The sequence below is a fragment of the Streptomyces sp. NPDC060028 genome, assembly GCF_042736725.1.
Lineage (GTDB): Bacteria > Actinomycetota > Actinomycetes > Streptomycetales > Streptomycetaceae > Streptomyces.
This window is the reverse complement of the sequence record NZ_JBHWVJ010000063.1, coordinates 1-22926: the sequence shown is the minus strand read 5'-3', so window position 1 is coordinate 22926 and position 22926 is coordinate 1. Positions and strand designations below refer to the sequence as shown.

The window sequence follows — 22926 nt, the reverse complement described above, 5'->3', positions numbered from 1 at the left end:
TCGAGGAATGGAAAACTCAGGTGCGGGTGTCCGGCGAGCACGACCTGGTGATGGTCGGGCCCGTCGGGGGCGGCTGGCACTTCGAGCTGACGGCTACCGGCTGGTGCTCTGCTCCCGTACCTGGGGCTGAGCCCTCAGGAGCCGGCGGCCCAGAACTGCGACAGGGCCGACTCCTTGTACGGTTCCGGGCTGACGCTCAGGTCCCCGGCGAACGGGCGGTCCAGCGCCACGACGAGCAGCAGGCTGAAGCCGATCAGCCCGGCCACCGCCGACACGAACAGCAGTTGCATCTTCAGGCTGCGCAGCCCGAACAGGAACGTGAGCGGGAGGATGACGAACGCGCCTCCGTACACGAGGACTTGCAGGAGCAGCGGCAGCGAGGTCTCGGCCATCGACACGCGCGCCCGGCGCTGCGCGGCGACGTCGTTGAGGTGGCTGACGGCTTCGGCGTAGAAGGTCTCGGCGCGGGTGCCGGTCGGCTCGTACGACTGGAGGGCGGTGTACAGGGCTTGCGTCTGGGGCGCGGTGGCCTCGTAGCTCGGGTGGCCGTCGCGCATCAGCGGCCACTGCACCTCGACCACGGCGTGCGAGTACGCGCCGACCGCCTGTTCCACCCGCGCGCGGTCGCCGGGCGGGAAGGTCTGCGCGCTGCGCACGACGAGGGCCAGGTCGGTGGCCTCGGTGGCGACGATGTTCTGGGTGTTCTCCAACTGCGTCCACAGCGTGACGACGACGAAGGCGAGGATGATGCCGTAGATCGCACCGAACATGCCGAGTGCGACGCCGACCATCTCGTTGTGCTCGCCCTTGGCGAGGTGCGGGTAGCGGCGGCGGGCGGCGACGCTGCCGGTCACGGCGAGGAAGATGAGGCCGCCGACGAGGAGGACGGCGATGACGAAGGTGCTGAGGTGGTTGAGCAGCCAAAGAATCATGCCCTGCTCAACGAGCACCTCGGTCGGACAGACCCGCCTCCTGGGCGTCGAGGAGTTCGTCCCAGTGTTCGCGCGTCCACTCGCAGGCCGCGTCCAGCGGGCCGAGCAGGCCGCGGCCGAGCGGGGTGAGGGCGTACTCGACGCGGCGTTCGGGGCCGTCGTGTTCGGTGCGGCTGACGAAGCCGTCGCGTTCCAGGCCGCGCAGGGACTGCGTCAGGGACTTGGAGGTGATCCCGGGGAGCGGGACCTTCAGTTCGGAGAAGCGGCGCGGGCCGTCCTGGAGGCAGCGCAGGATCAGGGTCGCCCACTTGTCGCCGATCCGGAACGGGACCAGGGGCGAGGGGCAGACGGGGTCGAACATCTCCGGGTCCAGGGGCTGCTGCTGAATCATGATCCCCACGGTAAGCCGGTATCCGATCGGTAACCAGCCCTCCTCCTACGCTCGCCCCATGACGACGAACGAGCAGGAAACAGGCGGCCGCATCATCGTGTTCGGCGGCCGCGGGCGCGTGGGGCGGGCCGTGGTCGCGGAGGCGCGGGCCCGGGGTCACGAGGTGACCGTGGCGGGGCGGGCCGACGGGGAGGTGACCTCGGCGGTGGACGTGGCGCGGCTGGCGGCGGGGCACGACGTGGCCGTGGCGGCGGTGTACGACCCGCAGGCGGCGCCCGGGGAGTTCTTCCCGGCGGCGGCGCGGGCGCTGGCGGTGGGGCTGTCCGAGGCGGGGGTGCGGCGGCTGGTGTCCGTCGGGCTGGCTTCCGTGCTGCCCACCGGGTCGGGGGCGTTGCTGATGGACACCCCGGGGTATCCGCAGGAGTGGCGGGAGTTCTACGTCGGCCACGGCGCCGGTACCGAGGCGCTGCGGGCGGCGGCGCCGGGCGGGCTGGACTGGGCGGTGCTGAGCCCGGCCGGGGACTTCGCCGTCGGGGAGGCCGTCGGGGGCTACGCGTTCGCTCCTGCCGACGCCGCCGGGCGGATCTCGCACGCGGACTTCGCGCGGGCGGTGCTGGACGAGGCCCTGGACCCGACGGTGCACGGCGCGCACGCGGGGGTGTCGGCGGCGTGAGCGACAGCCCGAACCCCTGGGTCGCCGAGCACATCCGCCGCTTCGAGGAGACCGGCGGGGTGCCGCGCCCGGGGATCCGCGACCTGCTGCTGACGACCCGGGGGCGGACGTCCGGTCTGCACCGCCGGACGGCGCTGGCCTACGTACCGGACGGGGACGCGTACGTGCTGACGGCGTCGAACGCGGGGGCCGACCGGCACCCGGCCTGGTACCTGAACCTGGCGGCCGACCCGGCGGTGACCCTCCAGGTCGGTACGGAGACCTTCCCGGCGGCGGCGCGGCGCGCGAGCGCGGCCGAGGCGGAGCGGCTGTGGCCGGCGGTGGTCGCGGCGATGCCCTCGTACGCGGCGTACCGGGCGGCCACGGACCGGGAGATCCCGCTGGTGCTGGTGACCCGTACGGGCTGAGGGCGGCTCAGCCGACCTTCGGGGTCTTCGGCAGACCGGCGGACAGGGCGCTGCCGGCGCCCGCGAGGGAGGAGTCGGTCGCCTTCGAGGCGGACCCGGCGGCGGCCGCGGTGACGGCGACGGCCGTCTTCGCGTCCTGGACGGTCTGCGCGGGGTGGTCGACGATGTCGGCGGCGCGCTCGACGATCGGCTGCCCCTGGGCGGGCTGCTCGTCGGCGGCGTGCGCGAGGCCGGGAGTCAGTGCGAGTGCGGCGCCCCCGGAAAGCACCAGGGCGGCAAGGCTGCGCTTCATGGCGTTCATGCCCCACCCAACGACCCGCCCACCCCGGGGTCACCGCGCACCCCCACTTTGGAGTGAGCCGGGAGGGTCAGTCCTCGACCACCAGGGACGGGGTGGACTTCGTCAGGGTCTGGCCGCGGAAGAAGGCCGGGGTGCGGCGTTCGGTGAGGAACATGACGACCAGGCCGAGGGCCAGGAGGCCGACGCCGATGACGAAGACGTTGCCGACGCCGAGGCCGGGGATGTGCGAGCCGGAGCCGTAGGAGGGGTCCCAGGCGTCGTAGAGGGTTTTGCAGAAGACCGCGGCCAGGAGGAGGCCGCCCAGGACCGGGAAGACGCCCTTGAAGAACAGGTCGCGGGCGGAGCGGCGCAGTTCGCGGCGGAAGTACCAGGCACAGGCGAAGGCCGTGAGGGAGTAGTAGAAGCAGATCATCAGACCGAGGGCGAAGATCGTGTCGGTCAGGACGTTCTCGCTGACCAGGGTCATCACCGTGTAGAACACGCCGGTGGCGACGCCCGCGACGACCGTGGCGCGGCCGGGGGTCTTGAAGCGCGGGTGGACCTTGGCGTAGGCGGGCGGCAGGGCCTGGTACGTCGACATGGCGAGGACCGTGCGGGCCACCGGGATGAAGGTGGTCTGCAGGGAGGCGGCGGCGGACGCCAGGACGGCGACGAAGAGCAGGATGCCGAGCACCGGGCCCATGACGGGGCCGGCGAGGGCGGCGAAGACGTTGTCGGAGGTCTCCTCGTTGCCGAGGCCGAGACCCGCGCCGCCGGAGCCGACGGCCATCTGGGCGGCGATGCCGGTGGCGAGGTACGAGCCGACGAGGACGATCATCGCGATGAGCGAGGCGCGGCCGGGGGTCTTGGCGGAGCCGGTGGTCTCCTCGTTGGTGGCGAGGCAGGCGTCCCAGCCCCAGTACATGAAGATCGACAGCGAGAGTCCGGCGGTGAAGGCCGCCATGGACTCGACCGCGAAGGGGTTCATCCAGGACCAGGAGAAGTCCAGGCCGGTGTCGAAGGTGCCGGCGGAGCCCTTCTGGAAGGCCATGGCGACGAAGATGCCGAGGACGGCGAGCTGGAGGCCGACCAGGCCGTACTGGATGCCCTTGGTGGCCGTCATGCCGCGGTAGCTGATGGCGGTCGCGGCGGCGATGAGGGTGAGGCAGGTGGCGATGTGGACGAGTTTGTCGTCGTCCAGGGCCGCGATCGAGGGGTTGCTCGTGATCTCCCCGGCCAGCAGCCAGAAGTAGGACGTCGCGACGCCGGCGAGGTTGGAGAGCACGATGATCGTGGCGATCACCAGGCCCCAGCCGCACATCCAGCCGATCCGCGGGCCGAAGGCCTTGACGGTCCAGGTGAAGGAGGTGCCGCAGTCCGGCATGACCTTGTTGAGCTCGCGGTACGCGAAGGCCACCAGGAGCATCGGGAGGAAGCCGGCGAGGAAGATCGCCGGCATCTGGACGCCGACTTCACCCGCGGTGGAGCCGAGGGTGGAGGTCAGGCAGTAGACGGGCGCGACGGTCGAGATGCCGATGACGGCGCTTCCCAGCAGGCCGACCGAGCCCTTGCCGAGGCCCTTGCCGCGCACGTCGCCGGCGCCCTCGGCGCCACCGCCTGCCGTGTCTGTGACCTGAGGCCGAACGTCCAGCTGTGTCATGTGTCAGGACGTTAGATGCTGCGGTTTCCACATCTGGAGGACTTAAGTCCGGAAGTGCACAGGCCCAAACCCCTTGGAATCCCCAGGGATGCGCCGTTCACGAGCTCGTAATACAAGGTTCACTCAGGCATCTATCCATGATTCAACAGGCGCCGGACATGAGGTTCCGTCATACGGAAACCGCAGCCTTGTCCGATTTGCGGCTTTTTGAACTTTCCCGTGTGACCGCAGTCACCCACCCCTCCCCCGGTTTGCCGTGGACATGATCATCGCCCTAGAGTCCCGGCCGTGCGTATCAAGTCACTGCTCACCACTGTCATTGCCGTCACGGCCCTCCTCCCCCTCACCGCCTGCGGAAGCGGCGCAGACCAGGCGATCGGGGGCATCGGCGGGGATTCCGTCGTCGGTGGCACCGGCGAAGGCGACGGGGGCCCGAACGAAGGCACCCTGGACAACCCCACCAAGAACGGCGGGGTCAACGGAAACGCCCCCAAGAACGGGACCGCCTTCCAGCAGCTGCCCAAGGCGGCGACCATGGCCGCGGCCGCCCGCTACGTCAACGGGTACACGAAGTGCACCTCGGTCGCCACGGACAAGAACGACTACGAGTACTGGGACGACGACGCCCAGTACGACGCCAAGTGGTCCGTCACCGAACGAGGCGACTGCGGCAAGGGCACCCGCATCTTCATGCTCAAGGACCCCAAGGCCTTCCAGGCCGCCTACAAGGCGTCGATCGACGCGGAACTCGCGGCGGACCCGAAGAAGGGCATCAACGGCGGCTTCGCCGTCGGCCAGGACTTCGCGGTCATCGCCACGAGCCGTAACGCCATCACCGCCATGACCAAGCCGGGCGGGCTGTTCATCCTGAACTGCAACCCCAACTTCGCCCCGCCCAGCGGGTACGTGAAGGAGAAGGCGCTCGTCAGCGGCTGCGTGCTCACCGACTACTTCAAGGACTGAGGCGAGGGGCAGGGGGGTGGGGCGGGAAGTGCGGGCGGCTTGCAGCCCCCACCCCCCTGCCCCCTTGTTCCTCAGCCCGTCCAGACGATCGACTGCACCTCGCTGTACGCGTGCAGGGCGTACGAGCCGACGTCCCGCCCGACCCCCGACCGCTTGAAGCCGCCGAACGGCGCCTCCATGTTCCGGCCGATGGTGTTGACGCCGACCCCGCCCGACCGCAGCCGGCGCGCGACCCGGAAGGCGCGGGCCGGATCCCCGGACCACACGTAGCTGATCAGGCCGAAGTCGCTGTCGTTCGCGAGCCGGACCGCCTCCTCCTCCGCATCATCACCGGCCCCGTCGAAGGGGACGACCACGACGACAGGGCCGAAGATCTCCTCGCGGACCACCCGCATGTCGCTCGTACAGTCCACCAGCAGGGTCGGCGCCACGTAGAAGCCCTTGCCCGCCCGGCCGCCCTCGCCGACCACCGGCCGCTCACCGCCGTACGCGAGGCGCGCGCCCTCCTTGCGGCCCAGCTCGACGTACGACTCCACCCGGTCGCGGTGCACCGCCGAGATCACCGGGCCGACCACCGTGCCGCGCTGCGCCGGGTCGCCGACCTTCATGAAGCCCAGGTAGCCGGTCAGCTTCTCGATCAGCCGGTCGTAGACCGCCCGGTGGGCGATCACCCGGGTCGGGGCCGTACAGATCTGCCCCGAGTAGAAGGAGAAGGTGGTGCCGATCCCCGTCACCGCCGCGGAGAGGCCCGCGTCGTCCACGTCCTCGAAGACGATCGCCGCGCCCTTGCCGCCCAGCTCCATCAGCTGCCGCTTCATGGTCCGCCCGCAGACCTCCGCGATGCGCTGGCCGACGCCCGTGGAACCGGTGAAGGACACCATGTCCACGTACGGGGAGTCCACGGCGGCCTCGCCGACCTCCACCGACCGGCCGTTCACCACGTTCACCACACCCGCCGGGACCCCCGCCTCCGCGAGGGCCTCGGCCATCTTGAACACCGACAGCGGGTCCTGCGGGGCCGGTTTGACCACCACCGTGTTGCCCATGGCCAGGGCCGGGGCCACCTTGCCCGCCGGGTTCGCCCACGGGTTGTTGTACGAGGTGATGCAGGTGACGACCCCGACCGGCTGGCGCACCTCCAGCGCGCCCAGCACGCTCGCCGCGCCCATCGGCCCGGCGTCGGTGACCTGCGGGGGCAGGCCCCGCTCGACCGGCTCCAAGGCGCCCTTCGCGTACCGCCGGAAGCGGGCCACCCCGACGCCGACCTGCATGCCGCGGGCGATCGCGGTGGGCGCGCCCGTCTCGGCCTGCGCCAGCGCCGACCAGGGCTCGTACTCCCGCTGGATGATGTCGGCGGCCCGGTCCAGGATCGCGGCGCGCTCCTCGGGCCGGGTGCGGGACCAGCTCCCGAAGGCCGCGGCCGCGGCGCACGCCGCCTCCTCGACCTGGCCGGGCGAGGCCTCGGGGGCGAGACCGACGACGGATTCGTCCGCCGGGTTGACCACCTCGTAGTGGCCGCCCGCGGGCTCGACCCACTCGCCGCCGATGTAGAGGCGCTGCGGCCCGTTCCCGCTCATCGGGTGCTCACCGTCCTCGTGTCCCTGCCGGAGCGGAGCACGATGCCCGGGATCGCCCCCGTCACCTCGTCGTCGCGGATGGTCTCGACGCCGTTGACCCGTACCGAGACGATGCCGATGGCCCGCGCGTCCAGCCGCGGGCTGTCGCCGGGCAGGTCGTGCACGAGGGTCGCCGGGCCGGCCTCGATCCGTTCCGGGTCGAAGAGGACCAGGTCCGCGTGGTACCCCTCGGCGATCCGGCCGCGCTCCCGCAGCCCGAACAGCTGCGCCGGGTCGTCGGTGAGCATCCGTACGGCCTGCTCCAGCGGCAGCAGCTTGCGGCCGCGCAGGCAGTCCCCGAGGAACCGGGTCGTGTACGGGGCCCCGCACATGCGGTCCAGGTGCGCGCCCGCGTCGGAGCCGCCGAGCATGACGTCCTCGTGCTGCCAGGTCTCGGCGCGCAGGGCCCAGCTCGCCGGGTCGTTGTCGGTCGGCATGGGCCACAGCACCGTACGCAGCTCGTCGTTGGCGCAGATCTCCACCAGGCACCGGAAGGCGTCCTGGCCGCGTTCGGCCGCGATGTCGTTGACGACGCGCCCCGACAGGCCCTCGTTCTCCTTGCTGTACGTGTCACCGATGACGTAGCGCCCGAAGTCGGCCAGGCGCCGGAAGACCCCGGCCTCCTTGCTGTCGGCGCGGCGCAGCATCTCGGCCCGTACGTCCGGGTCGCGCAGCTTCTCGATCCGCTCCGGGACGGGCAGGCCGAGGATCTCGCCCCAGCCGGGGATGAGGTTGAGCGCGCAGAAGGTGCCGAGCGACATGTTCATGGGGGTCAGGATCGGCATCGTCAGCGCCACGATCCGGCCGCCGGCCTTGCGGGCGCGCTCGCTCGGGACGAGCTGGCGCGGGACGCGTTCGGGGACGGAGGCGTCGATGGTCAGGACGTTCCAGTTCAGGGGGCGGCCGGCGGCGGCGCTCATGTCGACGAAGAGGTCGATCTCCTCGTCGGAGAACTGGTCGAGGCAGCCCGCGACGATGGCTTCGAGCTGGGTGCCCTCGTGTGCGGCGACGGCCTCGCACAGCGCGAGGAGCTCCTGCGGCTCGGCGTGCCGGGAGGCGACGGGGGCGCCGGCGCCGTCGGAGTGGGTGGAGGACCGGGTGGTGGACAGGCCCCAGGCGCCGGAGTTCATGGCGTCGTGGAGGAGGTCGGTCATCTGCCGCATCTGCTCGGCGGTGGGCCGGCCGCCGACGGCGTCCTCGCCCATCACGTGCCGGCGCAGGGCGCAGTGGCCGACCATGAAGCCGGCGTTGACCGCTATCCGGCCTTCGAGTGCGTCGAGGTACTCGCCGAAGGTGGACCAGGTCCAGTCGACGCCCTCTTCGAGTGCCTTGAGGGCCATGCCCTCGACCTTGCTCATCATGCGGCGCGTGTAGTCGGCGTCCTCGGGGCGGGCCGGGTTGAGGGGGGCCAGGGTGAAACCGCAGTTGCCGCCGGCGATGGTGGTCACGCCGTGGTTCATGGAGGGGGTGGCGTACGGGTCCCAGAAGAGCTGGGCGTCGTAGTGGGTGTGCGGGTCGACGAAGCCGGGGGTCAGGACGAGGCCGGTCGCGTCCTCGGTGGTGCGCGATTCCTCGGTGACGGTGCCGGGGTCCGCGATGGCGGCGATCCGGCCGTCGCGTATGCCGATGTCCGCGACGCGGGCGGGGGCGCCGGTGCCGTCCACGACGGTGGCGCCCTTGATCAGGTGGTCGAGCATGACGTCCCTTCCGTGTCCTGGGGCTCCGCCCCAGACCCCGCGCCTCAAACGCCGGCGGGGCTGTTTTGTGCCGGGCGACCGCCCTCGTCCAGGGCCCCCGAGGGCCCCGGTCGGGGGTCGCCGGCCGGCCGCGGCCTTGACCTCCGGCCGGGGCCGGTTCGGGGCGGCGGTCCGGGAAGACGCCGCCCCCGTCCTCAGGAGCCCGCGGCCTCGCGGAAGCGCGTGGTGCGGTGGACCGGGTCCGTGTCGATGTGCGGGATCACGTGCTCGCCGATGAGCTTGATCGTGGTCATGGTGTCCTCGGGGGACACCCCGGTCGGCAGGCCGAAGGACAGCTGGTCGGCGCCGGCCTCCTCCCAGCGCTTGCACTGCGCGCGGACCTCGTCCGGGTCGCCGCAGATCAGCAGCTCCTCGGCGATCAGCAGCTCGATGATCTCCGCGTTGTACTCGGGCAGTATCTCGGGCCACTGCGGGATGGCCTCGGGCCGCGGGAAGGTGTCGTGGTAGCGGAAGACCAGCGACTGGAAGCGGTTCATGTTCGCGTTGACGGCGATCTCGACGGCCTTGTCATGGGTCTCGGCACAGATCGCGGTCGAGGTGACCATGACGTTGTCGTTGACGAAGGCGCCGATGGCCTTGGCCTCCTGGACGGCCGTCTTGTACTGGTCCAGCACCCACGCCATGTCGGAGACCTTCTGCACGCTGAAGCCCAGCACGCCGAGGCCCTTCTTGGCCGCCATCGCGTACGAGGCGGGCGAGCCGGCGGCGTACCACATGGCCGGGTGCGCCTTCCCGTACGGCTTGGGGAAGATCTTGCGCGGCGGCAGCGACCAGTGCTTGCCCTGGAACCCCTCGTACTCCTCCTGGAGGAACATCTTGGGGAACTCCGCGATGGTCTCCTCCCAGATCTCCTTGGTGCCGTTCATGTCCTCGATGCCGGGGAGGAATCCGAGGATCTCGTGGCTGCCGGCGCCGCGGCCGGTGCCGAACTCGAAGCGGCCCTTGGAGAGGTGGTCGAGCATGGTGACCTTCTCGGCCACCTTGACCGGGTGGTTCACCGGGGCGAGCGGGTTGAAGATGCCGGAGCCGAGGTGGATGCGCTCGGTGGCGTGGGCGAGGTACCCGAGGAACACCTCGTTCGCCGACAGGTGCGAGTACTCCTCCAGGAAGTGGTGCTCGGAGGCCCAGGCGTACTTGAAGCCGGACTTGTCGGCCTGGATGACGTACTCGGTCTCCTCGATCAGCGCCTTGTGCTCTGCCTCGGGGTCGACCTTGGATCGCGCCTCAGGCACGTATCCCTGCACAAAGAGCCCGAATTCCAAGGGGGTTCACCGTCCTTTGGTTTCTGACGTTGCGTCAGATTCGATGTCACGACTGTTCCATCGCGAGGGCGGGAGCGTCAATACCTGACGCTCCATCAGATAGGTGGCTACACGATGCTGACGCCCGCCATCCAGCCGCCGTCGATGACGAACGGCTGGCCGGTGATGTACGAGGAGTCCTCGCCGGTCAGGAAGAGCGCGAGCCGCGCGATCTCCTGCGGCTGCCCGACCCGCCCCATCGGCACGACCTTCTTGTAGAGCTCGGCCATCGCGTCCCTGGCCTCGTCGGTCATGTTCGCCGGATCCAGCAGGCCCGGGTTGGCCATCGGCGTGTCCACCGCGCCCGGGCACATCGCGTTGACCCGGATCCCCTTGGCCGCCAGCTCCAGCGCGGCCACCCGGGTCAGCCCGAGGATGGCCGCCTTGGTCGCGGCGTACGCGCCGACGTACGCCATGCCCGTCAGGCCCGTGTACGAGGAGGTGTTGACGATCGTGCCGCCGCCGGCCGCCTCGATCTCGGGGGCCACGGCCTTGATGCCGAGGAAGGCCCCGACCTGGTTGACCTCGATCACCTGGCGGAACTCCTCCAGCGGGGTCGCGGTGAGCTCGTTGAAGCGCAGGATGCCCGCGTTGTTGACCAGGCCGTCGACCCGGCCGAAGGCCTCCTTGGCCGTCGCGACGGCGGCCGCCCAGTCCTCCTCCCGGCTCACGTCCATCCGCACGTACCGGGCCCGGTCCTCGCCTATCTCCTTGGCCACCGCCGAGCCCTGCTCGTCCAGCACGTCGCCGAGGAGGACCTTGGCGCCCTCGGCGGCGAAGAGGCGGGCCTCCTGCTCGCCCTGGCCGCGCGCCGCCCCGGTGATGATGACGACGCGCCCGTCCAGCTTGCCCATGGTCACGACTCCCAGTCGCTAGTCATTGAGGAGCGGGGCCACATCGGCCCCGAACGCGGTGATCTGATCGACGAGTTCGGCGCGGTCGCGGCTGCGGAAGCGGACCTGGATCTGGTCCACGCCGAGCGCCTTGTACGCGCGCAGGGACTCCGCCAGCGCCTCCGCCTTGCCCGTGAGGGCCCGACGGCCGGTGTCCCAGCCGGGCACGCCCACGTACAGCGCCTCGGTGATCGCGCCGAACTCGACGGGGCCCTCGACACCGGCGGCCGCGCGGAGCTCCTTGATACGGGCGATCTGCGCCGGGAGCTTGTCGCGCGGGTCGCCCTGCGGGAGCCAGCCGTCGCCGCGCACGGCGGCCCGGCGCAGGGCGGCCGGCGAGGAGCCGCCGACCCAGACGGGGATCCGCTCCTGGGTGGGCCGGGGCAACTGGCCGAGGTCCTTGAAGGAGAACCGCTCGCCCTCGAACTGCGGGTACTCCTCGGGCCCGAGGGCCGCGCGCAGCGCGTCCAGGGTCTCGTCGAGGACGGCCCCGCGGCGCTCGAAGTCCGCGCCGAGGACCTCGAACTCCTCCTGGACGTGCCCGGCGCCGACGCCGAGGATCAGCCGGCCGCCGCACAGGTGGTCGACGGTGGCGTACTGCTTGGCGCTGAGCAGCGGGTGGCGCAGGCCCAGGATCGCGACGTGACTCAGCAGCCGCACGCGCTCGGTGATGCCGGCCAGGAAGGCCAGGGTGGCGACCGGGTCGTACCAGACGGTGCTCATGGGGCCGGCGAGCCGGCGCGGGATGGCCACGTGGTCGCAGGTGGCGACGTACCCGAAGCCCGCCCGGTCGGCGGCCCGCGCCACCTCGGCGAGATCGGCCGCGCCGGCCGATGCCTCCCAGGGTTCGGCGTAGATGGTGCTCTGCGACTGGATCGGGAGCTGCATCCCGTAGACCAGCCGACCTTCCGGAAACACGCGCGCCATGGCCGTCCCCGCCTCGTCCTCGTCTGCCGATTCGTCATACCGACGCCGGGGGCCATCGTCGTAGCTGACGGTCCGTCAGGCAAGGGGTGCGGGGGTGCCGCATCGAACCGGAGGTGGCGGGTACGGGTGCGTACCCGTACCCTGGGGGTATGGGAAGGAGCACGACGATGGCCGATGCCAACATCCGTATCCCCGAGGAAGCCAAGGACAGACTCGCCGCCATAGCGGCATCCGAGGGTCTGTCGCTGCGCGCCTACCTGGCCCGTCTCGCCGAAACCCTGCTGACCCCCGCCGAACGCGCCGAACGCGCCGAACGCGCCCGCGCCGCACTGCGTGCCTGGAACGGCTACGCGCCGACGGCCGCGGAGCAGCAGGAGCTGGACAGCGAACTGGACCGGCGTCTGCGCGAGGCGAGGCCCCGGTGACCGATCCGATGCACATCGTGCTGGACGAAACCGCCACGACCGCCGCCGGTCAGGGCAACGTCCTGGCCTCCCGCCTCATCCACCGCGCGCACGCCGAGGCGGGCTGGTTCCTGTACGCCCCCGCGTGCGCGCTGGTCGAGGCCGACCGGACCCGCCCCGGCACCGCAGAGCACCTCGCCGCCCTGCCCGGCATCATCGTGCTCGATCTGGACCTGCCGGGAGCCTTGGCGGTTGCCCGGCACGAGACCTGGGCCGTGGCCCACTGCCTGCACAGCGCCCAGCCCACCGCCGATCGGCCCGACGGGGCGATCGTCGCCACCACGGACCCCAAGCGGTGGGAGGGCGAACCCGTTCGCGTCCTGGACCTCACACCCTGAAGCACGCCGGTCCCGTTCGTTCCCATTCCCGGCGGGCACCGGAGTGGCTAGGGTGCGGCGCTCCGGGTGGTGCGAGCGGCGGGAGATCGCGTGGATCTGTTTCTGACCCTGGTCAGCGGGGTCGCGTGGACCGTGGTGTACGTCGAGGCGATCCGGGTCGGGCTGCGGGACCGTACCTACGCGATGCCGGTCGCGGCGCTCGCGCTGAACTTCGCGTGGGAGTCGACCTACGCCGTGAACGAGTTCCTCGGCGGGGTGTCCGCGCAGGGCGTCGTCAACGTGGTGTGGGCCGTCGCCGACCTCGTCATCGTCTACACCTACCTGCGCTTCGGGCGCGCGGAGCTCCCGGAGCTCGTGACCCGGCCGCTGTTCGCCGCCTGGAGCGTGCTCGTCTTCGGCAGTGCCTTCGCCGTGCAGTGGCTCTTCCTCGCACACTTCGGCACCCACGACGCGACCCGGTACTCGGCCTTCCTGCAGAACCTGCTGATGTCCGGGCTGTTCATCGCCCTCTACGCCGCCCGGCGCGGCCCCCGCGGCCAGTCGCTCGTCATCGCCGTCGCCAAATGGCTGGGGACGCTCGCCCCGACGATCCTCTTCGGGGTGATCGAGGACGCGCCGTTCATCCTCGGCCTGGGCATCCTGTGCAGCGTCTTCGACCTCGCCTACACCGGCCTGCTGCTGCACGGCCGGCGGGCTACGGCGGCGGCGCCGCCGGAGCGGACCCTCAGAAGCCTGCCGGACCCATCGCGATGACCGGCTTCGCGGCCGGGTCGAGGGTCTCCAGCACCTTCTTCATGGCCTCCTTCGGGATGCCCACGCAGCCCTGCGAGGGGCCTTCGTGGTCCACGTGGAGCCAGATGTTGCCGCCCTTGCGCTCTCCGTCGGGCTTGGTCGGGTCCAGCGGCGAGGTTCCTGGCTTGCGGTTGAAGTCGATCGCGACGACGTAGTCGAAGGAACCCGCCAGCGACTCCCCCTCGACACCCCGGCCCGACGCGACGAAGGAACCACTGCGGTCGTACGGGAACCTCGTGCCCGGCGGCTTCGCCAGCAGCCCGCCCGCGTCGGTCAGCGCGAACACGCCCTGCGGGGACGTCAGATCCCCGTACGTGCGCTCCGTGGACCAGCCCTTCGCACCGTTGCGCGCGGGCCAGCTGTCGCCCTTGACCCAGTCCGCACCCGGCGCCGGGCGCGTGTAGAGGGCGACGGTGGAGCGCGAGGAGTCTTTCGCCTCGCCGGTGACCAGGACGAGCTGGCGGGAATCCGCGGGTATCCGCGCCCGCGTCTGCTCGCTCAGGCCGGGCAGACCCTGGAGGGCCTCGCGCTGCACCCCGCGCGCCGCGCGCTCCGGGGCGGCCGCCCGGTCGTCGGCCGCCAGCGACTGCCGGGGGTCCGCACCGGGCGTCTCGTACACGGCGTACGCCCAGCCCGCGACGAAGGTCAGCAGGCCGAGGGTGGCACCAATGGCCAGCGGACGCGAACGCGGGCGCCGGGAACGGGAACGGGCTCGGGCGTGCTTGCTCATTGGCCCGACCGTACTACACCGCCGATCTTCCGCTCCGGGGCGGACTCAGGGCCCGGGGGCTTCCGCCACGGGGAAGCGGACCCGAAGTGTGAGGCCGCCCTCCGGTTCCGGATTGGCCTCGGCGAGCAGCCCGGCGCCGTGCGCGCGGGCGATCGAGGCGACGATGGAAAGCCCCAACCCGGCGCCCTCACCTGCGGTGTGCTGCCGCTCGGCGCGGCGGCGGAAGGGCTCCAGGAGACGCGGAACGTCCTGCGGAGCCATCACCGGGCCGGTGTTGGACACCGTCAGTTCCCCGTCGGCGGTGGTCACCAGGGCGATGCGGCCGCCCGCACGGTTGTGACGTACGGCATTGGCGAGCAGATTGCGCACGAGGTGGCCGAGCAGCGTCGCGTCACCGGTCACCGTCAGCGGCGCGAGGGTGCGTACGACGGTGAGGCCCGCGTCGTCGGCCTCCGGTGCGGCCGCGGCCAGTTCGGCGGCGGCGACGGCCAGGCCGATCTCGGCCGCCGCGCGCTGGACGGCGAGCGGGAGGCGGGCTTGCGGGAGGCGGCCTTGGCGGCGAACCGGCGCTGCGCGCCGACCAGGCGTCTCGTGGAGGTTGACGGCGGAGAGGCGGCGGGGTGAGGGGGGTAGGGCGGGGGTGAGGAGGGCCTGACCGGGCTTGAACGGGGGCGTTGACAGGGTTTGGGGGTTTCCCGTCAGTCTCATCGTCTCTCCGCGTCGGCCCGGCCTGTCAAGGGCGCTCCCTACGGTCGCGTCGCTACGCGATGGCCTTCGGCCACCCTTGACAGACCGACCCGCCACGGAAACACGAAGACTGTCGGGAAACCCCCAAAAGGACGTGGCCGGGGACCGGACCGATCCGACCTCCTCCCCGTACCCCCTTGCGGGACGGAAGGCCGCCTCGACGAAAGGCCACCCCAACCTGCCCCGAACGACGGCTGGATGATCCTGCCGGGAGGCCAGGCGCATCAGACCATCAGGCGCTCCACTTGCTCAGCGTCCGCAGGCCGTCCGTGGCCGGACATAAGCAGCCCACACTCCCGACACCCTCCTCACCGACCGCGACCGACGGCCGTCTGGTGCTGCTGTGACCTGTGGGCCGATCCGGAGGTGGGAGAGGGCCCAGGTGGAGTGTGAGGACGGATCCATCAACCTCAGACTCCATCAGACTCCACCAGATGCCTATCAAGTGCCCATCAAGCCCCATTCAGCCCGCAGTCGCCGTCCGGTAGGAGCGTGTAGCGATCGTTGGCGGCTTATGTCCAGCCACAGACGGCCTGCAGCCGCTGAGCAAGTGGAGCGCCTGGCGGTCTGACGCGCCTGACCCCCCGACGCGGTCATCCAGCCACCATTCGGGGCAGGTTGGGCCGCCTTTCGCTCGACCCTCCCCCCGTCCCGCAACCAAGTCCGGGAAAGTGGGAAGTCCGCTCCCGGCCCGTCCTTTTGGGGGTTTCCCGACAGTCTTCGTATTTCCGTGGCGGGCCGGTCTGTCAAGGGTGGCCGAAGGCCATCGCGCAGCGACGCGACCGTAGGGAGCGCCCTTGACAGGCCGGGCCGACGCGGAGAGACGATGAGACTGACGGGAAACCCCCAAACCCTGTCAACGCCCCCGTTCAAGCCCGGTCCCGGCACGGCCCGGTCCCGGTACGGCCCGTCGTCGTACGCTGGCTCGATGAGAACTCCGCGTCAGGCAGCACGAATTGTCGTCCGGTCCCCCGACGGGGCCGTGTTCCTCTTCCGCGAGGACAACGTCGAGGTCGGCATCCACTGGCTGCCGCCCGGCGGGGGGATCGATCCCGGGGAGAGTCCCGAGGAGTGTGTGCGGCGGGAGTTGCGCGAGGAGACCGGTTGGACCGATCTCGAGCCGCGGCGGCTGCTGTGCACGTGGGAGCACGACTTCACGTACCAGGGCGTCCCGGTACGCCAGCACGAGCACATCTACGTCACCGACGGGCCCCACCGCGAGCCCGTCACCGAGTCCCCCGACGCGCACTGGCGCTGGCTCCCGCAGCAGGCGCTCGCCACCCTCGGCGAGCCCCTGTGGCCCCCGCGCCTGGCGGAACTCCTCGCCGACATTCCCGCCGAGCCGGTGCACCTGGGCCTGCTCCGCTAACTGCCCGGCCGTCTCAAGGGTGGCTCAGGGCTTCGCGCCCGTGGTCGCGCCCGTGGTCGTGGTCGCCCGGCCGTACAGGGTTGCCGCGTACTCGTTCAGGACGGTGCTCGTCGAGACGTCGTCCGTGTCGCCGCCCGTCAGGATGCCGATGATCCGGCCGTCCTTGGCGATCCACGCGCTGCCGCTCGTGCCGCCCGGGAAGTCCGCGCAGTCGAAGCGCTGTTCCGTCACGCTCGTGCGGACCGCGATGCCCGTGCAGGTGCGCGGGACCTTGCGGTCCGCCGGGTAGCCGGTGACCGTGACCTCCTCGCCCGAGCGGCCCGTGGTGTCCAGGGCGGCCGCGCCGGTGACGTCCTCGATGTTGCGGCCCGTGGCGTCCGGGGCGAGGCGGGCGAAGGCGAGGTCGTAGTCGTCGTCGGTGTCGTCCGCCCAGCGGGGGTCCTCGTAGACCTCCTCGATCTTCCAGGTGCCGTACGGGGCCCGCCCGTCGGCGTACGCGGGTGCGAAGATCGCGCCGTCGCCGCCGCTCCGGCCGGCGAGCAGGCAGTGCCCGGCGGTGACGATGAGGTTCCGCCCGGGGCTGTGCACGACCGTCGCCGTGCAGAAGTGGTCGCCCTCAACGGTGCCTTCGAACAGCGCTCCGGCGATGCGCGCGACCCCACCCTCCTCGGGCGCCGAGCCCTTCGGGCGGGGGCTCTGCGGGGTGGACAGCTGCGGCTGCTTCCCCGCTTGCGATTGCGACGGCCGGGAGGTCGACGACGTCACCGGCGGCGCCGACTTCACCCGCGCGGCGCTCCCGCCGTCCGAGGCGGGCACCACCTGCGTCATGACCGCGGACGCGCCCAGCGCCGCCACTGCACACAACACCGCTGTCACCACGGTCCGCTTGTCCACCACAGGCACCCCTCCCGACTTTGCTCTGGCGAAGCATGCCTTGCCGCCACTCCCGCCGCAAGGTGCTGCCCGCCCAAGGGTATTGACAGTGCCGGCGCCGCACCGCACACTCCTCTGCATACACCGGAAACAGTTTATGGGGGACACAATGCTTGCCGCCGCACTCGTCACCGCCGCTGCCCTCGCCGCCGCGCCCGCCGGCCTCCTCGCCCACCGCGCCGTACGCCGCGCCCGGGGCGCCGCGGCGCTGCACATCGCTTCCCCCGCCGGCATCGACGAGCAGGGCTTCGTGCGCATCGGCGGCATCGACCAGTGGATCTCGGTCCGCGGCGAGGACCGGACCAACCCCGTCATCGTCGAGATCCACGGCGGCCCCGGCGCCCCCAACTCCATCCACACCACCCGGACCCGCGCCTGGGAGCGGCACTTCACGATCGTCCGCTGGGACATGCGCGGCGCCGGCAAGACCTTCGGCCGCGGTGGCCCGCAGGGCCAGGGCGAGACCACCTTCGACCGGCTCTACGAGGACGCCCTGGAGGTCACCCGCCACGCCATCGAGCGGCTGCGCACGGACCGCGTCGTCCTGGTGGCCAACTCCTACGGCAGCGTCTTCGGGCTGCGCCTGGCCCGCAACCACCCCGAGCTGTACTCCGCCTACGTCGGCACCGACCAGAACATCCAGTCCGGCGGCCGTGACACCACCGCCCACGAGGGCCTGCTGGAGCGGCTGCGCGCGGCCGGCAGTACGAAGCGGCTCGCGCAGGTCGAGGCGATCGGCCCGGACGCGCACGCCTGGACGCCGGCGCAGCGGGCGACGTACGCGAAGCTGTCCGCGCAGAGCGACCCGCTGACGCTCGACACCATCAAGAAGGTGGTGCTGGGTTCGATGTGGCTCTCGCCGCTGCACTCGCTGCGCGATCTGCGGGACTTCTTCCGCGGGCAGTCCTTCTCGGAGCGGGTGACGGAGGGGACGGCCGGTCTCGACGACCGGGCCGACGGGACCCGTTTCCAGATCCCCTTCTTCATCTTCCAGGGCGAGTTGGACGTCCTCACCCCGACGGCGTCCGCCCGGGCCTTCTTCGAGGAGGTGGAGGCCCCGGTCAAGCACTTCGCGGTGATCGAGGGGGCGAGCCACTTCGCCTCGTTCCGCCGCCCGGAGCGCTTCCTGGAGCTCCTCCTGACCCACGTCCGTCCGGCGGTCGCGGGCGCCGGGCGGGCGGCGCGCAGCGCCCCGTAGTCCGGGAGCGCACGCAACCGCCCCGGGACCGCGCCTCGCGCGCTCCCGGGGCGGTTGCGTGTCCACAGGCGCTCAGGCCCCCGAGCCCGAACCCGAGCCCGGGCCCGGCCACAGGCCCTCGGGGGTCAGGCCGAGGAGGTCGATCGCGTTGCCGCGGACGATGCGGTCCACCACGTCCGGGGCGAGGTGGCCCATCTGGGACTCCCCGACCTCGCGGGACTTGGGCCACGTCGAGTCCGAGTGCGGGTAGTCCGTTTCGTACAGGACGTTGCCCACGCCGATGGCGTCGAGGTTCCGCAGGCCGAACGCGTCGTCGAAGAAGCAGCCGAAGACGTGCTCCGCGAACAGCTCCGACGGCGGGCGCAGCACCTTGTCGGCGACGCCGCCCCAGCCGCGGTTCTCCTCCCAGACCACGTTCGCGCGTTCCAGGATGTACGGGATCCAGCCGATCTGGCCCTCCGCGTACATGATCCGCAGGTTGGGGAAGCGCTCGAACTTGCCGCTCATCAGCCAGTCGACCATCGAGAAGCAGCAGTTGGCGAAGGTGATGGTGGAGCCGACGGCCGGCGGGGCGTCCGCCGAGGTGGACGGCATCTTCGACGAGGAGCCGATGTGCATGGCGATGACCGTGCCGGTCTCGTTGCACGCCTCCAGGAAGGGGTCCCACTCGTCCGTGTGGATGGACGGCAGGCCCAGGTGCGGCGGTATCTCCGAGAAGGCGACCGCGCGTACACCGCGCGCCGCGTTGCGGCGGACCTCGGCCGCGGCCAGGCGGGCGTCCCAGAGCGGGATCAGGGTGAGCGGGATGAGCCGGCCGCGCGCGTCGGGGCCGCACCACTCCTCCACCATCCAGTCGTTGTACGCCCGTACGCCCAGCAGGCCGAGCTCGCGGTCCTTGGCCTCGGTGAAGGTCTGGCCGCAGAAGCGCGGGAAGGTCGGGAAGCAGAGCGCCGACTGGACGTGGTTGACGTCCATGTCCGCGAGGCGTTCGGGAACCGAGAAGGACCCCGGGCGCATCTGCTCGTAGGTGATGACTTCCAGTTTGATCTCGTCGCGGTCGTACCCGACGGAGGTGTCGAGGCGGGTGAGCGGCCGGTGCAGGTCTTCGTAGATCCACCAGTCGCCGATCGGGCCGTCGTCGCCCTTGGCGCCCATGACGGGGGCGAACCTGCCGCCGAGGAAGGTCATTTCCTTCAGGGGGGCGCGGACGACGCGGGGGCCGACGTCGTGGTACTTGGACGGGAGCCGGTCCCGCCAGACGTGGGGGGGCTCAACCGTGTGGTCGTCCACCGAGATGATCTTGGGGAAGGTCTCCATGTCCTCACGGTAGCGTCAATCTGACGAACCGTCAGCTAGTTGGGAGGGGATCGATCCGCCACGGGCTGACGGGTACGAGCAACACAGGGCAGACTGGCCCTTACACCTACGGAAGGCAGGGGGGACACCAGATGGACGGCATACCGGCCATCCCGCACCAGCGGAAGCACCCCGAGGCGGCCCGGAGCAACCAAGAGCCCCAGGCCACAGCCCGGAGCGCCACTGCCGCCGCGACCCCCGCCGGGGCACTCGCGGAATCCGTCCCCGAGGTCTCCCAGGTCTCACAGGTCTCCGAGGCTCCCCAGGGCCCCGATGCGCCTCAGGCCCCCGAGGCGCGCGAAGCCCCCGAGAAGTCCGCGCCCGCCGCCGACCGCGCCGCGACCGCCCCCGAACACGCCCCCGGAAGCTCCCGGTTCGCCGTCCTCGGCCCCATCCGCGCCTGGCGCGGCGCCGAGCTCCTGCCGCCCGGCACCCCCCAGCAGCGCGCGCTGCTCGCCGTACTCCTGCTCCGCGACGGCCGTACCGCCACCGCACCCGAACTCATCGACGCGATCTGGGGCGAGGACCCGCCGCAACAGGCGCTGGCCACCATCCGTACGTACGCCTCCCGGCTGCGCAAGGTCCTCGACCCGGGGCTGCTCGTCAGCGAGTCCGGCGGATACGCCATCCGGCTGCGCCACATCGAGGCCCTCGACCTCGGCATCGCCCGCAGCCTCGCCTCCGACGCCGAACAGGCCCGCACCGCCGGCGACCGCGCGCTCGCCCGTACGCTGCTCGCCCGCGCCCTCGACGTCTGGGACGGCGAACCCCTCGCCGGGGTCCCCGGCCCGCACGCCGAGACCGAGCGCACCCGCCTCGATGAGTGGCGGCTACAGCTCCTGGAGACCCGCCTCGACCTGGACCTGGAGCTCGGCCACCACGCCGAGGCCGTCTCCGAGCTCACCGCCCTCACCGCCGCCCACCCGCTGCGCGAACGGCTGCGCGAGCTGCTGATGCTCGCCCTCTACCGCAGCGGCCGCCAGGCCGAGGCCCTCGCCGTGTACGCCGACACCCGCCGGCTCCTCGCCGACGAGCTGGGCGTCGACCCGCGCCCCGAACTCTCCACCCTGCAGCAGCGCATCCTGCGTGCCGACGCCGAACTCGCCCACGCCGAGGCCCCGGCGCCCGCCGCCGCCCCCATCCAGGTAAGGCCCGCCCAATTGCCCGCCACCGTCCCCGACTTCACGGGCCGCTCCAGCTTCGTGGCCGAACTGGGCGAGATCCTCGCCGGCGCCGACGGCCAGGTCATGGCCGTCTCCGCGCTCGCCGGCATCGGCGGCGTCGGCAAGACCACCCTCGCCGTGCACGTCGCGCACGCCGCCCGCCCGCACTTCCCCGACGGACAGCTCTACGTCGACCTCCAGGGCACCGAGCCGCGCCCCGCCGAGCCCGTCGCCGTCCTCGGCTCCTTCCTGCGCGCGCTCGGCACCCCCGACACCGCGATCCCCGACTCCCCCGCCGAACGGGCCGCGCTCTACCGCTCCACGCTCGACGGCCGCCGCGTCCTGGTCCTGCTCGACAACGCCCGCGACGCCGCCCAGGTCCGCCCGCTGCTGCCCGGCACCGCGGGCTGCGCCGCCCTCGTCACCAGCCGGGTCCGGATGGCGGGCCTCGCCGGAGCCCATCTCGTCGACCTCGACGTGATGAGCCCCGAGGAGGCCCTCCAGCTGTTCACCCGCATCGTCGGCGCCGAGCGGGTGGGCGCCGAGCGCCAGGCCGCCCTCGACGTCGTCGGCGCCTGCGGCTTCCTGCCCCTCGCCATCCGCATCGCCGCCTCGCGCCTGGCCGCCCGTCGCACCTGGACCGTCTCCGTCCTCGCCGCCAAACTCGCCGACGAACGCCGCCGCCTCGACGAGCTCCAGACCGGCGACCTCGCCGTCAAGGCCACCTTCGAGCTCGGCTACGGCCAGCTGGAGCCCGCCCAGCAGCGCGCGTTCCGCCTGCTCGGACTCGCCGACGGCCCCGACGTCTCCCTGGCCGCGGCCGCCGCCGTCATCGACCTGCCCGAGCACGACACCGAGGACCTCCTCGAGGCTTTGGTCGACTGCTCCCTCCTCGAATCCGCCGCACCCGGCCGCTACCGCTTCCACGACCTCGTACGGCTCTACGCGCGTGCCTGCGCCGAGCGCGACGAACAGCCGCCGAGCCGGCGCGACGCCGCCCTCGACCGGCTGCTGGACTTCTACCTGGCCACCGCCTCCGGCGTGTACGGGCTGGAGCGCCCCGGTGACCGCCTCGTCGCGCACCTGTCCGCCACCCACTACCCCGGGCTGGCATTCGCCGACCCGCGCGCCGCCCAGGACTGGCTGTACGCCGAGGCCGACCCGCTGCTCGCGTGCGTCCGGCAGGCCTCCGTACGCGCCGGCGACAAGGCGTCGGGTGGCGGGACGCAGGTGCTGCGCCGGGCCGTCGACCTGCTGTGGGCGGCCAAGGACCTCGCCGAGTCGGGGGCCAACTCCAAGCAGTACGAATCGGCCGCGACGGCCCTGCGCGACGCCGCGCACGCCGCGGAGGACCCGCGCGCCGAGGGCCGGGCCCGTACCACCCTGACCAACGTCCACCTGGTGGCCGGCCGCTTCGCCGAGGCCGACGACGAGGCCCGCCGGGCCACCCTGCTCGCCCGTACCGCCGGCGACCCGCTGCCCAGCTGCTGGGCGCCCAACGACCGCGGGATCATCGCCCTGTACGAAGGCCGGCACGCCGACGGCGAGCGGTACCTGCTGGAAGCCATCGAAAACTTCCGGGCCGACGGCAACAACGTCGGCGAGGCCAGCGCGCTGTGCAACCTCTCCCGGATCCACGTGGAGCTGGGCCGGCTCACCAGCGCCATACAGCTCGCCCAGCAGGGCATCGCCATCTACGACCGGATGGGCCTGACCCTGCGCCTGGCCAACGGCCGCTACGCGCTCGGCATCGCGCTCACCCAGGCGGGCCGCCTCGGCGAGGCGCTGGCGCAGCTCACCGAGGCCCTGTCGCTGTTCCACGAGAACCGCCAGCCGCTGTGGGAGGGCGTGACGCACTTCCGGCTCGCCGAGGCCCATCTGGCTGCGCGACGGCCGACGTTGGCCGCCTCACACGCCGAGCAGGCCATCGCGCTGCGGGGCATCGGCGGCGAATGGCGCCGGGCCACGGTGCTGACGGTGCTGGGCAAGGCGCTGCGGCGTCTGGGCCAGCGGGACCGGGCGCGGGTGTGCTGGCG

The 22926-nt window shown here is 71.9% G+C and carries 22 protein-coding genes; 9 read left to right on the top strand and 13 right to left on the bottom strand.

The window, feature by feature from the left end; genetic code table 11:
* Window positions 1-134: 134 nt before the first annotated feature.
* Both ACFWBF_RS26670 and ACFWBF_RS26665 read right to left on the bottom strand, forming a co-directional pair.
* A complete protein-coding gene (locus ACFWBF_RS26670; protein WP_385606320.1) occupies window positions 135-932 on the bottom strand; it encodes a DUF4239 domain-containing protein in 798 nt (265 codons plus the stop codon).
* Between the two features lie 7 nt (window positions 933-939).
* Window positions 940-1323: a winged helix-turn-helix transcriptional regulator gene (locus tag ACFWBF_RS26665; RefSeq protein ID WP_385606318.1), complete on the bottom strand. Its 384-nt coding sequence runs from the start codon at window positions 1321-1323 to the stop codon at window positions 940-942.
* 58 nt (window positions 1324-1381) lie between these two features.
* Here ACFWBF_RS26665 and ACFWBF_RS26660 point away from each other — a divergent pair, with 58 nt between their 5' ends.
* Window positions 1382-1996 carry an NAD(P)-dependent oxidoreductase gene (locus ACFWBF_RS26660; RefSeq protein WP_385606316.1) on the top strand — a complete coding sequence of 205 codons (615 nt, stop codon included), beginning with the start codon at window positions 1382-1384 and terminating at the stop codon, window positions 1994-1996.
* Window positions 1993-2403, top strand: coding sequence for a nitroreductase/quinone reductase family protein (locus ACFWBF_RS26655; protein WP_385606314.1), 411 nt, complete (start codon window positions 1993-1995; stop codon window positions 2401-2403). The genes ACFWBF_RS26660 and ACFWBF_RS26655 overlap by 4 nt, the downstream gene beginning before the upstream one ends.
* A gap of 7 nt (window positions 2404-2410) precedes the next feature.
* Here the strand turns inward: ACFWBF_RS26655 and ACFWBF_RS26650 are convergent, their stop codons facing one another.
* Together ACFWBF_RS26650 and ACFWBF_RS26645 are read right to left on the bottom strand one after the other, a co-directional pair.
* Window positions 2411-2704 carry a hypothetical protein gene (locus ACFWBF_RS26650; RefSeq protein WP_385606313.1) on the bottom strand — a complete coding sequence of 98 codons (294 nt, stop codon included), beginning with the start codon at window positions 2702-2704 and terminating at the stop codon, window positions 2411-2413.
* Between the two features lie 67 nt (window positions 2705-2771).
* Window positions 2772-4343: an APC family permease gene (locus ACFWBF_RS26645; protein WP_385606311.1), complete on the bottom strand. Its 1572-nt coding sequence runs from the start codon at window positions 4341-4343 to the stop codon at window positions 2772-2774.
* 288 nt (window positions 4344-4631) lie between these two features.
* On the opposite strand from ACFWBF_RS26645, the gene ACFWBF_RS26640 reads away from it, so the two are divergent.
* The gene (locus ACFWBF_RS26640) at window positions 4632-5306 is read left to right on the top strand and encodes a hypothetical protein (protein WP_385606309.1); all 675 of its coding nucleotides are present in this window, start codon (window positions 4632-4634) and stop codon (window positions 5304-5306) included.
* 71 nt (window positions 5307-5377) lie between these two features.
* Here the strand turns inward: ACFWBF_RS26640 and ACFWBF_RS26635 are convergent, their stop codons facing one another.
* The 5 genes from ACFWBF_RS26635 to ACFWBF_RS26615 all read right to left on the bottom strand — a co-directional run bounded on the left by ACFWBF_RS26635 (window position 5378) and on the right by ACFWBF_RS26615 (window position 11800).
* Window positions 5378-6883, bottom strand: a complete 1506-nt coding sequence (locus tag ACFWBF_RS26635; RefSeq protein ID WP_385606307.1) for an aldehyde dehydrogenase family protein — start codon at window positions 6881-6883, stop codon at window positions 5378-5380.
* Entirely contained in the window at window positions 6880-8619 is a 1740-nt protein-coding gene (locus ACFWBF_RS26630) for an amidohydrolase family protein (protein WP_385606305.1), read from the bottom strand. The genes ACFWBF_RS26635 and ACFWBF_RS26630 overlap by 4 nt, the downstream gene beginning before the upstream one ends.
* 194 nt (window positions 8620-8813) lie before the next feature.
* A complete protein-coding gene (locus ACFWBF_RS26625; protein ID WP_385606303.1) occupies window positions 8814-9941 on the bottom strand; it encodes an LLM class flavin-dependent oxidoreductase in 1128 nt (375 codons plus the stop codon).
* A gap of 107 nt (window positions 9942-10048) precedes the next feature.
* Window positions 10049-10834, bottom strand: coding sequence for an SDR family NAD(P)-dependent oxidoreductase (locus ACFWBF_RS26620; RefSeq protein ID WP_385606301.1), 786 nt, complete (start codon window positions 10832-10834; stop codon window positions 10049-10051).
* Window positions 10835-10852: 18 nt separating this feature from the next.
* The gene (locus ACFWBF_RS26615; RefSeq protein ID WP_385606299.1) at window positions 10853-11800 is read right to left on the bottom strand and encodes an LLM class F420-dependent oxidoreductase; all 948 of its coding nucleotides are present in this window, start codon (window positions 11798-11800) and stop codon (window positions 10853-10855) included.
* Between the two features lie 167 nt (window positions 11801-11967).
* Between ACFWBF_RS26615 and ACFWBF_RS26610 the strand changes: the two genes are divergently transcribed.
* The 3 genes from ACFWBF_RS26610 to ACFWBF_RS26600 all read left to right on the top strand — a co-directional run bounded on the left by ACFWBF_RS26610 (window position 11968) and on the right by ACFWBF_RS26600 (window position 13355).
* Window positions 11968-12225, top strand: a complete 258-nt coding sequence (locus ACFWBF_RS26610; RefSeq protein WP_385606297.1) for a hypothetical protein — start codon at window positions 11968-11970, stop codon at window positions 12223-12225.
* Between the two features lie 8 nt (window positions 12226-12233).
* Window positions 12234-12602, top strand: coding sequence for a hypothetical protein (locus ACFWBF_RS26605; protein ID WP_385606353.1), 369 nt, complete (start codon window positions 12234-12236; stop codon window positions 12600-12602).
* Between the two features lie 90 nt (window positions 12603-12692).
* Window positions 12693-13355 (top strand): hypothetical protein, encoded by a 663-nt coding sequence (locus tag ACFWBF_RS26600; protein ID WP_385606296.1) that lies wholly within the window; start codon window positions 12693-12695, stop codon window positions 13353-13355.
* On the opposite strand, the gene ACFWBF_RS26595 is transcribed toward ACFWBF_RS26600, so the two are convergent.
* Together ACFWBF_RS26595 and ACFWBF_RS26590 are read right to left on the bottom strand one after the other, a co-directional pair.
* Window positions 13327-14124, bottom strand: a complete 798-nt coding sequence (locus ACFWBF_RS26595; protein WP_385606295.1) for a hypothetical protein — start codon at window positions 14122-14124, stop codon at window positions 13327-13329. The two genes, ACFWBF_RS26600 and ACFWBF_RS26595, sit on opposite strands and share 29 nt — an antisense overlap.
* Window positions 14125-14169: 45 nt before the next feature.
* Window positions 14170-14832: an ATP-binding protein gene (locus tag ACFWBF_RS26590; protein ID WP_385606293.1), complete on the bottom strand. Its 663-nt coding sequence runs from the start codon at window positions 14830-14832 to the stop codon at window positions 14170-14172.
* Between the two features lie 967 nt (window positions 14833-15799).
* Here ACFWBF_RS26590 and ACFWBF_RS26585 point away from each other — a divergent pair.
* A complete protein-coding gene (locus tag ACFWBF_RS26585; RefSeq protein ID WP_385225397.1) occupies window positions 15800-16240 on the top strand; it encodes an NUDIX hydrolase in 441 nt (146 codons plus the stop codon).
* Between the two features lie 24 nt (window positions 16241-16264).
* Here ACFWBF_RS26585 and ACFWBF_RS26580 read toward each other — a convergent pair whose 3' ends face one another.
* A complete protein-coding gene (locus ACFWBF_RS26580; protein ID WP_385606291.1) occupies window positions 16265-17134 on the bottom strand; it encodes a trypsin-like serine peptidase in 870 nt (289 codons plus the stop codon).
* Between the two features lie 148 nt (window positions 17135-17282).
* Between ACFWBF_RS26580 and ACFWBF_RS26575 the strand changes: the two genes are divergently transcribed.
* Entirely contained in the window at window positions 17283-18371 is a 1089-nt protein-coding gene (locus ACFWBF_RS26575) for an alpha/beta fold hydrolase (protein WP_385606289.1), read from the top strand.
* A 72-nt stretch (window positions 18372-18443) separates the two neighbouring features.
* On the opposite strand, the gene ACFWBF_RS26570 is transcribed toward ACFWBF_RS26575, so the two are convergent.
* Window positions 18444-19688: an amidohydrolase family protein gene (locus ACFWBF_RS26570; protein WP_385606288.1), complete on the bottom strand. Its 1245-nt coding sequence runs from the start codon at window positions 19686-19688 to the stop codon at window positions 18444-18446.
* A 131-nt stretch (window positions 19689-19819) separates the two neighbouring features.
* Between ACFWBF_RS26570 and ACFWBF_RS26565 the strand changes: the two genes are divergently transcribed.
* Window positions 19820-22926 (top strand): BTAD domain-containing putative transcriptional regulator (locus ACFWBF_RS26565; protein WP_385606286.1); only part of this gene is annotated, 3107 nt, incomplete at its 3' end.